General features: G+C 39.4%; 14 protein-coding genes. 9 read left to right on the top strand and 5 right to left on the bottom strand.

All coding sequences use genetic code 11. The features are described 5' to 3' along the window. Positions 1-81: 81 nt before the first annotated feature. Positions 82-933 (bottom strand): fumarylacetoacetate hydrolase family protein, encoded by an 852-nt coding sequence (locus DC498_RS21095; RefSeq protein ID WP_116876152.1) that lies wholly within the window; start codon positions 931-933, stop codon positions 82-84. A gap of 51 nt (positions 934-984) precedes the next feature. Then, entirely contained in the window at positions 985-2,166 is a 1,182-nt protein-coding gene (locus tag DC498_RS21090) for a DUF6786 family protein (RefSeq protein WP_116876151.1), read from the bottom strand. Between the two features lie 177 nt (positions 2,167-2,343). Here DC498_RS21090 and DC498_RS21085 point away from each other — a divergent pair, with 177 nt between their 5' ends. Next, on the top strand, positions 2,344-3,207 hold the full coding sequence (locus DC498_RS21085) for a glycerophosphodiester phosphodiesterase family protein (protein ID WP_116876150.1): 864 nt from the start codon (positions 2,344-2,346) through the stop codon (positions 3,205-3,207). 240 nt (positions 3,208-3,447) lie between these two features. On the opposite strand, the gene DC498_RS21080 is transcribed toward DC498_RS21085, so the two are convergent. After that, positions 3,448-5,712 (bottom strand): aconitate hydratase, encoded by a 2,265-nt coding sequence (locus DC498_RS21080; protein ID WP_116876149.1) that lies wholly within the window; start codon positions 5,710-5,712, stop codon positions 3,448-3,450. 166 nt (positions 5,713-5,878) lie between these two features. Here DC498_RS21080 and DC498_RS21075 point away from each other — a divergent pair, with 166 nt between their 5' ends. Further along, entirely contained in the window at positions 5,879-6,097 is a 219-nt protein-coding gene (locus tag DC498_RS21075) for a PspC family transcriptional regulator (RefSeq protein WP_116876148.1), read from the top strand. A gap of 580 nt (positions 6,098-6,677) precedes the next feature. Here the strand turns inward: DC498_RS21075 and DC498_RS21070 are convergent. Next, positions 6,678-7,142: an LEA type 2 family protein gene (locus DC498_RS21070; RefSeq protein WP_116876147.1), complete on the bottom strand. Its 465-nt coding sequence runs from the start codon at positions 7,140-7,142 to the stop codon at positions 6,678-6,680. Between the two features lie 297 nt (positions 7,143-7,439). On the opposite strand from DC498_RS21070, the gene DC498_RS21065 reads away from it, so the two are divergent. From DC498_RS21065 to DC498_RS21055, 4 genes are all read left to right on the top strand, one after another. Beyond that, the gene (locus DC498_RS21065) at positions 7,440-8,051 is read left to right on the top strand and encodes a WbqC family protein (RefSeq protein ID WP_116876146.1); all 612 of its coding nucleotides are present in this window, start codon (positions 7,440-7,442) and stop codon (positions 8,049-8,051) included. Between the two features lie 10 nt (positions 8,052-8,061). Beyond that, positions 8,062-8,928: an aldose 1-epimerase family protein gene (locus DC498_RS21060; RefSeq protein WP_116876180.1), complete on the top strand. Its 867-nt coding sequence runs from the start codon at positions 8,062-8,064 to the stop codon at positions 8,926-8,928. Positions 8,929-8,991: 63 nt separating this feature from the next. Then, positions 8,992-9,150 carry a hypothetical protein gene (locus tag DC498_RS26250; protein ID WP_165813918.1) on the top strand — a complete coding sequence of 53 codons (159 nt, stop codon included), beginning with the start codon at positions 8,992-8,994 and terminating at the stop codon, positions 9,148-9,150. A 29-nt stretch (positions 9,151-9,179) separates the two neighbouring features. Then, positions 9,180-9,797 (top strand): hypothetical protein, encoded by a 618-nt coding sequence (locus DC498_RS21055; RefSeq protein WP_116876145.1) that lies wholly within the window; start codon positions 9,180-9,182, stop codon positions 9,795-9,797. Positions 9,798-9,845: 48 nt separating this feature from the next. On the opposite strand, the gene DC498_RS21050 is transcribed toward DC498_RS21055, so the two are convergent. Next, positions 9,846-10,088, bottom strand: a complete 243-nt coding sequence (locus tag DC498_RS21050; protein WP_116876144.1) for a hypothetical protein — start codon at positions 10,086-10,088, stop codon at positions 9,846-9,848. A 67-nt stretch (positions 10,089-10,155) separates the two neighbouring features. Between DC498_RS21050 and DC498_RS21045 the strand changes: the two genes are divergently transcribed. From DC498_RS21045 to fabG, 3 genes are all read left to right on the top strand, one after another. After that, a complete protein-coding gene (locus DC498_RS21045; RefSeq protein WP_116876143.1) occupies positions 10,156-11,457 on the top strand; it encodes a phenylacetate--CoA ligase family protein in 1,302 nt (433 codons plus the stop codon). A 209-nt stretch (positions 11,458-11,666) separates the two neighbouring features. Continuing rightward, positions 11,667-13,211, top strand: coding sequence for an HAL/PAL/TAL family ammonia-lyase (locus DC498_RS21040; RefSeq protein ID WP_116876142.1), 1,545 nt, complete (start codon positions 11,667-11,669; stop codon positions 13,209-13,211). 58 nt (positions 13,212-13,269) lie between these two features. Next, a complete protein-coding gene (fabG, locus tag DC498_RS21035) occupies positions 13,270-13,998 on the top strand; it encodes a 3-oxoacyl-ACP reductase FabG (RefSeq protein WP_116876141.1) in 729 nt (242 codons plus the stop codon). Positions 13,999-14,230: the final 232 nt, after the last annotated feature.

Raw genomic sequence — 14,230 nt, 5'->3', positions numbered from 1 at the left:
CGGTCAATTAATTGATGCCTGTATACTTTCGTGAGACGTGAGATGTGAAACGAACTTTCATATCTCACGTCTCATATAGTATTATTTAGCCGTATGGTAAACCACCTTGTTCGTCAGCGTTCCAATTTCATCTATTGAAATGCTTACACTGTCGCCGGGTTGCAAAGTAAAATCATTGTCGGGTACAAGGCAGGTGCCTGTCATCAGGAAACATCCAGTGGGAAAATCCATTTCCCTGAAAAGAAATCCTGCCAGCTCAGGCAATGTCCTTTTCATCTGGCTGATTTTAATAGTGCCTTCAAAAATTGGTTTGCCATTCCTGTTGATCACCATGTGAATATTAGTATCAGGATTAATGGGCTGTTCAGGAATATACAAGCATGGACCAAGGGCCGCGCTTCTTTCGTATGTTTTAGCCTGAGGAAGATAGAGTGGGTTTTCTCCTTCAATGCTTCTTGAGCTCATGTCATTGCCAACAGTATAAGCCTGTATACTTCCTTTTGAGTTGATGTATAAAGTAAGTTCCGGTTCCGGCACATCCCATTTGGAATCTTTTCTTATATATACTTCCTGTTCGTGGCCTGCTACGCGATGTGGAAGTGATTTAAAAAATAACTCAGGTCTTTCCGCAACATATACCTTATCATAAAATGTAGCGCCGCCGGATTCTTTGGATTCTTCCATACGTGCATCGCGGCTGCGTAAATAAGTTACGCCTGCTGCCCAAACTTCCTGTGTGCCGATAGGTGGCAGTAACGAGGATTGTATCAATTGCTTTGCATCTTCAGCGGCAATTGTTGCTGGCTTTCCGGGGGATGATAAGTAACCATACAAATTATCCCTGTTTACCAGGGTGTCAAAGTCTTCGTTTGTTGTATAGAATGTATTATTCATTTCTACAATAATTCCACCGGAAGTCTTATATAATCTCATTGGTATTTTATTTTCAGTAATGTATGTATGAGTGTTATTTCAAAGAGAGCGTTATTTCATTTTAATACTATCGAGCTTTACGCCCAGCAGTTGCTGTGCCAGTTGTTCCAATCCTTTATAGTCGCCCTCAAAATGGCAGGTTACCTGTTTGTATTGCTGTGTTTCACCTGGCTTTAAAGGTAAAGCTGAAGATGAAGACTCCAATTCATAGAAAGGTCCTAATTGTGATCCATCTTCCAATGGTCCGTCATTATAAGCATTGACCACATCTCCTTTATATGGTTCTTTTTGCTGCTCCCATTTGGAGTTTACATATGCGCCTTCAGTATTTACAGAAAAGAAAATAATGGTAAGGATATTCCTTTTGAAATCAAAGCTGCCCGCAACAGGCCTGGCAATTACAGGAGAGAGCCCGAGTTTGCTGCGGTGTCTGCCATCACAGCGCAATAGCAAGGCGCTATCACTAACAACTAAACGATCTTCCGGTATTTTACCGAAATAATTATCTGTAATATATTTTTTTGCATCAGGAATATTTTTGAAAGGCACAATGGTTATTGTTTCCTCAGAAGGGGTGAACATGCCGAGCAGCCAGATAGAGAGTAGCCCTGTTTCTTTTTTCCATTCACTGTCACCTGCATTTTTTACATTATTATTTGTTTCATAGGCTACCCATTTTACACCCGCGGGTACATCTGTTTTTAAATGTTCCAGCAATAAAGACTGGTCAAGCAATTGTATAGATCTTGTAATTTCAATGTTGAATGGAGTACCGCTAAAGTTATTTACCATAGCCTGCTGCGAAAATGTTATGCTGCTGCTGTCTTCAGTTACTACATTATAGGCAACAGTATCAATAACAGGCGGTACCTGCCATTGTTTAATAGTAAAGGCATCTCCATTTTTAAAGTAAAAGGAATATTGTCCGCCTTCAGGACCTATCCAAAAGCGTTCTTCACCGCCAACCGCGTGAAACTGCGGTTTAAATTTTTGCGAAGCAATAAGATCATAATTTAACCAGCCAAAACTATTGCCGGTATCATTATTTGCAGAACTGGTCATTACACGTGCCTGGTAATCTCCTGTTACTAAAACACGTGCGCCATCATTGTTTTTAAGCTCAACTATATGTTTCAGGTATTTTTTCAGGAATGCGGCATCGTAAGCGTAACTGCCTTTTTGCGGCACAGTGGTATCATCAGCTTTTTTTTGTTCGGGTTGGTTACATGACATAGACATAATTATTAGGAGAGACAAATAAAATGAAGATTCAGAGAATCGTTTCATACAGCAATAAATTCTATTTGGGGCGGTAAGATAATAACTTTATCAGGATGTTCAATTGAAGTGGAATAACATTTTGAATTAGTATGAAGCGATAATAATCTGCTCTATAGCTAATAAACAAGTATGACGAGACTGCACCGTTTTTTTTTATTGGCATTACTGGTATTGCTGACCTCAGTCGTAACAGCACAGCCTCAATTAGATAGTATTCTGAGTGATTTTCATAATCGTCCTGATAGAATACTGGTAGCCTCACACAGGGCACAGAGTGAAAACAATCCGGAAAATTCTGTGGCTGCAGTAAAAGAAATGATAGCAATGGGAGTAGATATTGTTGAACTGGATGTGCGGGAAACAAAAGATGGTGTGCTGATCATCATGCACGACAAAACAGTTGATCGCACCACTACCGGCAAAGGGCTTGTTGAAGCAATGACATGGAAGCAGCTTAAAAAACTTCACCTGTTGCATAATGGCAAACCTACGGAAGAAAAAATTCCCACATTTAAAGAGATGGTGAAACTGGTGAAAGGAAATGCTATGCTTGATATAGATTATAAAGCAGAAGGGGAGAGAGCGGCAAAATCAACATTAAAGATTATGAGAAAGAAAAAGATAGAACACCAGTGCCTTTTTTTCCTGTATGATTATAAAGACGCGGATCCACTGTTTAAAATGAACCCTCATCTGCAATTTATGACACGTGCATACAACAAAGCTGATGTGGATAGTATTTTTAAATTAACGATGTCCGTACCTGTTGTCCATGCAGATGATAAATTTTATTCAGATTCACTCATGAGTATTATCCGGGCTAAAGGAAAACGGCTTTGGATGAACGCGCTTAATAAATATGATAAAAAGGAATTGGAAAAAAGAGATACAGGTTTTGATGCGTTACTGCATTTAAGATATACCAATATCATTCAAACAGATTTGCCCTGGGCGTTGCTGGAGTACCTGAAGCGGAGAGGACTGCACAGGTAGAGAAATTGCTACGAACTTCATCATGGTTTCTCGCAATGGAGCAGCGCGGTAAATTAACTTTAACATTAAGCAATTAAGGATACCAATTAATTGGTCTTAATGTTTCTTAATTCCTTAATGGTTATACACCTAAATCATCCCACAGACTTGGAACGCAAAATCGGTGACTATCTTTTTCGCGGCATCCCAAACAAAAAGTCCCGGCAACAGCCAGGACCTTTTCTGATTTACTAACCGCAATTATTTTGAAAATTGTTTTCTTATCAGGTTTAATGCACCGCCTTCTTTAAACCATTGTATCTGCTGCTCATTATAGGTATGATTTACAGTAATGGTATCTGAAGTGCCATCTTTGTGATGAAGTACAACGGTTAATGGTTTACCGGGTGCGAAAGTTGTCAGTCCCAGTATATCAATGCTGTCGTCTTCCTGTACTTTTTCATAATCTTCCTTGTTGGCAAAAGTAAGCGCAAGCATACCCTGCTTTTTCAGGTTGGTTTCATGTATACGTGCAAAGCTTCTTACCAATATTGCTCTTACGCCCAGGTGGCGGGGTTCCATAGCCGCATGCTCACGACTTGAACCTTCACCATAGTTTTCATCACCCACCACTATACTGCCTACACTTGCTGCTTTATATGCTCTTGCAGTAGCGGGCACAGCTCCGTATTCTCCGGTCAACTGGTTCTTTACCGTATCGGTTTTATCATTGTAAAAATTGATAGCGCCAATCAGCATATTATTACTGATGTTGTCTAAGTGACCACGGAATTTTAACCAGGGACCTGCCATAGAAATATGGTCGGTAGTACATTTTCCTTTTGCTTTTATCAATAGTTTCAATCCTTTCAGATCTGTGCCTTCCCATGGGGTAAAGGGAGATAATAATTGCAAACGTTGTGAATCAGGATTAACAATTACCTGTACCTTGCTGCCATCTTTTGCAGGCGCCTGGTAACCCGGATCATCAACAGAAAATCCTTTGGGCGGTAATTCAACGCCGGTAGGTTCATCAAGCATTACTTCTTCGCCATTCTCGTTTTTCAGCTTGTCCTTTAAAGGATTGAAAGTAAGATCACCTGCTATGGCAAATGCGGTTACTATTTCAGGAGAAGCAACAAACGCGTGTGTGCTTGCCAAACCATCATTACGTTTTGCAAAGTTCCTGTTGAAAGAAGTGATGATAGAGTTTTTGCGGTTGGGGTCGTCTATATGTCTTGCCCATTGACCAATGCAAGGTCCGCAGGCATTTGCCAGTACAACACCACCTATTTTGTCGAAGGTTTTAAGGAAACCATCTTTTTCAATCGTATATCTTACCAGTTCACTTCCGGGAGTGATAGTGAATTCGGCTCTTGTTTTAAGATTTTTATCAACTGCCTGTTTGGCAAGAGAAGCTGAACGGCTGATGTCTTCATAAGAAGAGTTGGTACATGAACCTATCAATGCCACTTCCAGTCTTTCCGGCCATTGATTAGCTTTTACCGCTTCAGCAAATTTGCTGATGGGCCATGCCAGATCCGGTGTGAACGGACCATTTATATAAGGTTCCAGTTCATCCAGGTTTATTTCAATTAACTGATCGTAGTATTTTGCGGGGTTGGCATATACTTCAGCATCCGGACGAAGGTGTTCTTTAATACCATCAGCAAGTGCTGCCACTTCTGCTCTTTCTGTTGCCTTAAGATAAGCCGCCATCTTTTCATCGTATGCAAAAACAGAGCAGGTAGCACCTATTTCTGCACCCATATTACAAATGGTAGCCTTACCGGTAGCGCTTAAGCTATCCGCGCCTTCACCAAAATATTCAACAATAGCGCCGGTACCGCCTTTTACTGTAAGTATACCTGCCACTTTAAGAATTACATCTTTAGCAGACGCCCAGCCGCTAAGTTTACCTGTAAGTTTTACACCAATAAGTTTAGGCATTTTAAGTTCCCACGCAAGACCTGCCATTACATCCACAGCGTCGGCGCCACCAACACCAATGGCAACCATACCCAATCCGCCGGCATTGGGCGTATGTGAGTCAGTACCAATCATCATACCACCGGGAAAAGCATAGTTTTCCAAAACCACCTGGTGAATAATGCCGGCGCCGGCTTTCCAGAAACCGATGCCATATTTATTAGAGATAGAGGCGAGAAAGTCGTATACTTCTTTATTTACATCAACGGCAGTTGCCAGATCCTGCACAGCACCAACTTTTGCCTGTATAAGGTGATCACAATGTACTGTAGAAGGAACAGCCACTTTATCTCTGCCGGCTGTCATAAACTGTAAAAGTGCCATTTGCGCGGTAGCATCCTGCATGGCTACGCGGTCTGGCGCAAAATCAACATAATCTTTACCTCTTTCGTATGGTCTTGTAGCAGGTTCAAACAGGTGAGTATATAAAATTTTTTCTGCAAGCGTAAGGGGAGTACCGGTTAGTTTACGTGCAGCCTCAACTTTCGCAGGCATTGCTTCGTAGGTTTTTTTAATGAGATCAAGATCGAAAACCATAGATTATATTATTTAAGATTTATTGATTTAGTTGGACCTATCAATCGCCGTGTAGTGGGCAGGAATTGCATCCTGACGTGAAAATCCGTGCGAATTTATCGAAAAATAACGGCTTTAATAACATGCAGGTAATAAACCCGTTATTTATTTTTTATAATTTTGTGTTATGAACAGATTTAAGCAGTTTATCGAATGGCAGGTGTTTGGAGTATGCTCCTACATTGGTGAAAAGATAGGCATCGCCAATACTGTTATCCGCAAGCACTTTATCTATATTTCCCTGCTCACAATGGGCTCGCCTATTATTATATATATGTTTATTGCTTTTTGGATGAATGTGCGCAATTATATCTGGAAGCGAAGAAGAAACCCACTTCGATATTAATTATAATTACAGCCTGCTGATTATTGATTTTTTAAAGTGTAGAAGGATTTTTGACTTCTACAGATTTCAACCTGCGTTTTTAGGGGTATAACTCACCTTGCATATACGGTAACCATTACCTGAAAATTTGAAATATTATAATAAAACTCATTGTAAATCAAACTTTTTACAAAAAAAGATAAAGGCTTATGCAATTTATCGTAAGATATGCGTTATATATCTGCAATTAATATTGAGCAAATTTCAGATAGCTTATTGCTTTTAAACCTTATCTGATTGAAATATTTGAGCTATTTATTCTGTGGAAAACCTGAAAATCCAATCATCCTGTTGAAGAGCACGTTTTATCCAATTTCTATTGACTAACCATCCTATGAAAGCTCCTGATCCTCTATCCTAATGTACGAGCCGGGAGCTTTTCTTTTTTTTGCTATCAGCGGTCAGGTATCAGCTATCAGTCTTCAGCAAGCGTAAGGAGGAAGGTGTAGGATAGAAGGTGTAGGATAGAAGGTGTAAGGAAAATCCGAAACCACAAACTATAAACTTCCAACCTGCAATCTCAAATTTCAAATTTCCAATCTCACCACCCCAGCAAATCCAATTTTTCTTTCTGCTCATATTTTACCGGGCGGGTAATAAAAACGCCGGATCTACCCACTTTTACGTTCCCATCTAACCGTATCAAAACTGAATCTTTGAGCCCCAGGGCAAGGGCATTTCCCAAAACATTTCCCATGTTAAGGTTTACCGCAATAGGCACGGTAAATGTGTCTGATTTGGCTATATGAATGGTTGAGTCTAATTCCGTATGACCCAGTAAACGGTTGTCAACATAAATGTCGAGACTGCCCGATTTGAATGTGAGATTTGATTTATTGGGATTGTACAATTTCACATCTGCCGATAAAACCGTTTTCGAAAAACTTTCTCCGCCAAATTGAATATTATCTATGGCAACATACTCCGGTGCGACAATTTGTCTGCAAGAATAAAAGCTCATAACAAGCGAAAAGAGTAGGAGAGAAGATATTGTTTTTTTATTCATATAAATATTTAGAACTGCAATTTATAGCATCTGTTTAAAAGATGTAGAAAAGAGGAGGGTTAAATCTTCGCCAATTTGCCGCTAAAAATATTAGCTTTAGAGGAGTAAAAGTTACAAAATTTTAGAAAATTTGTTTACTCAAAAATTTAGTTCAATTATATATTTTAATATTTTGTAAACCAGTTTTTTAAAATAATTATTTATTATTTAATTATCAATTTTACAGCGTCTGTTTATATATAAATTGAACTTTTTGAAGCGATTTAGAAAATATTCTATTTAATTTAAAATAAAATAATGTTAATTATTGATTTACAATATTTTGGAAATGTTATTTACTATAAAAATTTAATAAATTCAAAGTATATAATAATAGAGCAATGTGAACGCTGGCAAAAAATGAGTTTCAGGAACCGTTGTTCTATTGCCGGGGGTAATGGGAGGATTGATTTGAGTATTCCCATAATTGGTGGGCGTAATTCAGACGAAATGATACGCCAGGTGAAAATTGACAATCTGCAAAAATGGCAGAAGGTCCACTGGCGTAGTATTACCTCTGCTTATAACCATTCTCCGTGGTTTGAATTTTATAAAGATGGCCTTGAAATTTTTTATAACAAGCATTATACTTTTTTGTGGGACTTTAATTTTGACCTGATGCAATGGGTGCTGAAACAATTAAAAGCACAGGTTGAAATTGCTTTCACAAATGAGTATAAAAAAATATATGATGAGCCGGGAATGATAGATATGCGGAACAAAATATTACCCGGAACCCTGGATAGTTTTGCGGGAGAATCTCCTGTTTACCGGCAGGTGTTTGAGGAAAAGCTGGGCTTTATACCCTGCCTCAGTATTTTGGATCTGCTGTTTTGCGAAGGCAATAATGCCCTACATTTACTTACCTGAAAAAACGCATATGGAATTTATCCAAAACGAAAATCTCAAAATAGCTGTTAATCCCCGGGGTGCAGAACTTACCAGTTTGTACGATAAAATTACAAATACCGAATATATGTGGGGCGGCGATCCGGCTTTTTGGGGCAAACATTCGCCGGTGCTTTTTCCTGTTGTAGGTACACTAAAAAATGACACTTATTATTATGAAGGGCAAGCATACCACCTCAGCAGGCATGGTTTTGCAAGAGAAATGCAGTTTACTGTTGCGGATAAAACGGGGAGCAGTATAACTTTTTCACTTGTCTCAGGTACCGAAACATTACAAAAATTTCCATTTTCTTTCAGGTTTTATATTACCTATGCGCTTCAAAGCAAAAGCCTGTCGGTTACTTATTATGTAATAAATGGAGGCCCCACTCCAATGTATTTTTCAGTTGGGGCCCACCCTGCGTTTAAAGTGCCTATTGCAGAAGGTACAAGATATGATGATTATTACCTTGAATTTGGCAAAGAAGAAGATGCCGGGCGCTGGCCAATCTCAAAAGACGGGTTGATTGAAGAACAACCGGCTCCGCTTTTATCCGGCAAAAAGCTGCCACTCACCAAATCATTATTTTATAAAGATGCGCTTGTGTTCAAACATTTAAGATCAGGTTCGGTTAGCCTGAAGTCTGATACAACAGATCGGGGCTTTAATTTTCAGTTTCCTGGTTTTCCTTTTATGGGTATTTGGGCGGCTAAAGATGCCGATTTTGTTTGTATAGAGCCCTGGTGCGGTATTGCCGACAGTGTGAATACCAGCCAGGATCTCACACAAAAAGAAGGTATTAACCGGCTGGAAGCAGGTGGCGTTTTTGAGCAGGGGTGGAAAGTAGAGGTGTTTTAGAATAAATCATTTAACAAAATATACCAGCGATATAAAATTTCAGGAATTATGTAGATTTGCTGTATGCCTAAGAAAAATATTATATTAAAATCTGCAAAAAAAAGTAAGGATGCTGTTACAAGGGCAAAGGCTAAGGAGGCTATTGCTTTTGTGAAAAAACAAGGAGCAACAAAATACAAAGCTTCTTCACAGGTTATCATTAGCCCAACAAAAGCTGCATAACGCTTATTCCAAATATAGCTTCTAACCTTATGCAATCACCAAAATATGAAGATTCGGTTTTTATCAATTGCCCATTTGATAAAAAATATCAGCCCATCCTTCATGCAATAATTTATTCCGTTTATCGCTGCGGATTTTACCCTCGCACAGCAACGGAGGAAGATGATGGCACAGATAGCCGCTTGCATAAAATAATGCGCATTATACGTTTTTGCAAATATGGTATTCATGATATCTCACGCATTCAGCTTACTGCTAATAAATTTCCCAGGTTTAATATGCCCTATGAATTAGGACTTTTCTTTGGGGCTAAATATTACGGAGTTGGCGAACAGAGAAAAAAACAAACGCTGGTATTTGAAAAAGATAAGTTTTCTTACCAAAAATTTATTTCTGATCTGAATGGAATTGATACCAAAGCGCACGAAGATAATCCGCATGAAGTTATTCTAAAAGTAAGAGATTGGCTTAAAACAAACTCCAGAAGGCCTTCTATTCCCGGCTCCGCCCTTATAAGCAAAGAATACAAAGAATTTTTAAAAGAACTACCCGTCATTGTCAAAAGAATGAATTTAAATCCCCGAAGCCTTTTAATGACAGACTATACCATCATTGTGGAAGAATTTATTGCGGATAAATTGAGGTGACCTTTTTCCCGGAAATTTCTGGATATCTGCCGGTAATTAGCATTATTATTAATAGGCAGGCTTAGGATATACTACCGAAGTTCTTTCATTGTTTCCAAAATTTTTCGGGTGTGAACTGTATTGCTGCCTACGGTGACAGCTTTGCGTTTGGCAGGGTGAAGGCGTGCTATTGGCTTGCAATAATTTGGTGTCAAATACTTTCATAATCGTTATTTTATTACATTCAAAAGCATTGCCCGGTTTGCCAATATGCTTTTTTAGCTTTTTAAGTTCATTTTCAAGTTTCATCATTTTTCTATATTTCCACCACTCTCCCTATAAAATTTTACATTCGCACGTATTAAACCAACCGACCGGCATGATATATTCACCCCAATCAGCTTTTCAGGATAAAATTACCATCAGCGCAATGCAGAATAAAAAGCTGGGTGAAATGCTGCGATACATCAATACGCATTCTCCCCATTATAAAAGATTGTTTCAAAACAATAATATTGATATCTCCGCAATACAATCCGTAAAAGACCTTGTATTGTTGCCGGTTACCAATAAGGAAGACCTGCAGCAGAATAATGATGATTTTTTATGTGTAGGTAAGAACAGGATCATTGAATATACATCAACCTCGGGCACATTGGGCAGCCCGGTAACGATTGCCTTAACCGAAAATGATTTGCAACGGCTGGCTTATAATGAGTATAGCTCTTTTGTTTGTGCCGACAGTAAACCGGATGATATTTTTCAACTCATGCTTACGCTCGACCGTCAGTTTATGGCAGGCATGGCTTACTATTCCGGAATAAGGAAACTTGGGGCGGGTGTGGTAAGGGTTGGCCCGGGTGTACCTTCTTTACAATGGGAAACCATTGCCCGGCTGAAACCAACAACTATTGTAGCGGTACCTTCATTTATTGTAAAGCTTATCCAGTTCGCGGCAGAACATAATATAGCCATCAATAAAACTTCCGTACAAAAAGCCATTTGTATTGGTGAAAATATCCGTAATACAGACTTTTCTTTAAATGTGTTGGGCAAAAAGATTACAGGGCACTGGAATATAAAGCTTTATTCAACCTATGCTTCTACAGAAATGCAAACCGCTTTTACGGAGTGTGGAGAAGGCAAAGGTGGGCATCATCAACCTGAGCTTATTATTATAGAGCTGCTGGACGAAAATAATCAGCCTGTTCCTGCGGGTGTGCCCGGTGAAGTTGTAATAACCAGTTTAGGAGTGGAAGCTATGCCTTTGCTTCGCTATAAAACCGGCGATATATGCATGGCTTTTGATGAGCCATGCAAATGCGGGCGCAGTACTTTACGGCTTTCCCCGGTGATTGGTCGTAAAAAGCAAATGATCAAGTTTAAAGGAACCACCCTTTTTGCCCCTGCACTTTTTGAATTGCTGAATGGTATGGCAGAAGTAAGAGAGTATGTGGCTGAAGTATACTCTAATGAAATAGGTACTGATGAAGTACTTTTATACCTCGTTCCTGTAAGAAATACGGAAGAGTGCGATCACCAGATCAGGGCATACCTGCAGGCGAAACTTCGTGTATCGCCACATATTAAATATATGCTGCCCGAGGAAATGCAAAAGCTGCAGTTTCCTGAAACAAGCCGTAAACCTGTGAAATTTATTGATAAGCGAACAGGGGGGTAACCTGTCACATCGGTGTACTATTCATGCGGAGAATGGCACACGGACGAAACGGATGATACTGATGAACACGGAAATAAAATCCGTCAGCTTCCGTAACATCCGCGTATTCCATGTGCTATTTCCCGGTATGTATAGAAATATTTGATACATTTAGCTTTATTTATTTTTTTTGCGGTCGCTTGTAAGTTAACAGATTATAATTTCTTTCAATGACAAATGTTGGAGCCAGTACGCTTTCCTTAGATGATTTTTCAGAGATTGTTATTAAAAACGGAAAGGTAGGAGTAGATAAAAAAGCCCTTGAGAAAATGGAAGCCAACTTCCGTTTCCTGGAACATTTTTCTGACCAGAAACTGATATATGGTATCAATACCGGTTTTGGCCCGATGGCTCAATACAAGGTCAGCGCGGAAAATGTGCTGCAACTGCAATACAATCTTATCCGCAGTCATAGTTCCGGCAGCGGCAAATACCTGGACCCTGCACTGGTAAGGGCATTAATGGTAGCGAGGCTTAATAGTCTTTCGCAGGCATACTCCGGCGTACATCCCGAAACAGTAGAAGTGCTTACGGCGCTCATTAATAATAATATTACACCCTGTATATTTGAGCATGGCGGCGTAGGTGCCAGCGGTGACCTGGTACAACTGGCCCACCTGGCATTGGTATTGATCGGAGAGGGTGAAGTAATAGTTGATGGTAAACCCCAGCCTACTGCAGAAGTTTTCAAACAGTATAATATTAAACCCCTTTCCATTCATATACGCGAAGGACTGGCAATACTGAACGGTACATCTGCTATGACGGGGATCGGCTTACTTAATATTATATATGCCAAAAAGCTGTTGCAATTTTCAGTATTGCTTTCTGCAATGACCAACGAAGTGGTAGAAGCGTATGATGATCATTTCTCACACGAATTAAATGTTGTGAAAAAGCATAAGGGGCAAAATCATATTGCCGCCATGCTACGCAGTTTGCTGAAAGACAGCAAACTCATCCGCAGCAGATCGGAGCATTTATATAATCCTGAAAATATAAAACACGATGTGTTTGAAGATAAAGTGCAGGAGTATTATTCTCTCCGCTGCGTAACGCAGGTATTAGGCCCGATATATGATACAATAATGAATGCCGAAAAAGTAGTGGTGGATGAATTGAATTCTGTGAATGATAACCCGGTGGTTGATCACCAGAATCATAATATATTTCACGGTGGTAATTTTCATGGCGATTATGTATCGCTTGAAATGGATAAATTAAAAACAGCCATCACCAAACTTTCCATGTTGTCTGAGCGGCAGTTGAATTATTTGCTGAATACAAAACTGAATGAGAAGTTCCCGCCGTTTGTAAACCTTGGTGTACTTGGTTTTAATTTTGGTATGCAGGGTATGCAGTTTACGGCTACATCAACCGTGGCGGAAAATCAAACACTTTCTTTCCCGATGTATGTGCACAGCATTCCTAACAATAACGATAACCAGGATATTGTGAGTATGGGGTGCAACGCGGCATTGATCTCCAAAAAAGTAATTGACAATGCTTTTGAAGTGTTATCTATCCAGATGGTAACCATTTTGCAGGCAATAGATTTTCTGGATTGCGCTTCAAAGCTTTCGCCTGCTACAAAAACAGTGTACAATACCGTCAGAAGTATATTCCCGAAGTTTGTTGAAGATAAACCGCGTTACCGCGAGATGGAAAAAGTGAAAAACTATTTTGTTGAAAACGATATTGCCGCTTTTGCATAATTACCGGCACAAAAATTTTATTTAAAAACATTATTTTACAACAAATTTTATCTTATAAATGAAATGCGCATTAGTTACGGGAGGTTCAAGGGGCATTGGCAGGACTGTGTGTGTAAAGCTTGCCGGTATGGGTTACTATGTGCTGGTAAATTATAAGGGCAACCAGGCAGAAGCGGAAAAAACTTTGGAGCTGATAAAAGAAAAAGGTGGCGATGGGATGCTGATGAAATTTGATGTATCAGACCGCGTGCAGGTAAGTGAAATATTGGGTAAATGGATCGAAGAAAATAAGGATAATACGATTGAAGTATTGGTAAATAATGCCGGTATTAAGGATGATGTATTATTAATGTGGATGAAAGATGAGCAATGGGATAATGTATTGAATACAAGTTTGGGCGGATTTTTTAATGTTACCAGGCTTATTGTGCAAAATATGCTGATGAAACGTTATGGCAGGATCATCAACATCGTTTCATTATCCGGTTTAAAAGGCTTGCCGGGACAAACCAATTATTCTGCCGCAAAAGGTGGTGTAATTGCAGCAACCAAAGCATTGGCACAGGAAGTAGGAAAAAGAAATATTACGGTTAATGCCATAGCCCCGGGCTTTATTAAAACCGATATGACGGAAGGTTTGGATGAAAAGCAATTGAAAATGCTGATTCCTGTAAACCGCTTTGGCGAACCCGAAGAAGTAGCACATGCGGTCGCGTTTTTCGCATCGCCTGAATCAGGTTATATTACAGGAGAGGTTTTATCAATAAATGGGGGGATGTATAGTTAATTTGAAAATGGGTTAATTTGAAAATTTGAAAATGAGGGAGAGATAATGTGGAAATGTGAGAATGTGGAAATGTGAGAATGTGGAGGTGTGGAAATGAATTTGAAAATGAGGAAGGATGATGAAACGCAAAGCCCGGATTTATTCAATAGAAGATGTGGAAGATATTAAGTTTGGATATATGCAGTAGTACCGTTCCTCCCTGCAGGAGAGTGGTAAGATGATGAAGCTTTCT

This window comes from Terrimonas sp., assembly GCF_003075435.1.
GTDB lineage: Bacteria > Bacteroidota > Bacteroidia > Chitinophagales > Chitinophagaceae > Agriterribacter.
Note: the sequence above shows the minus strand (reverse complement) of the source record. Positions and strands in the feature narration are given on the sequence as shown.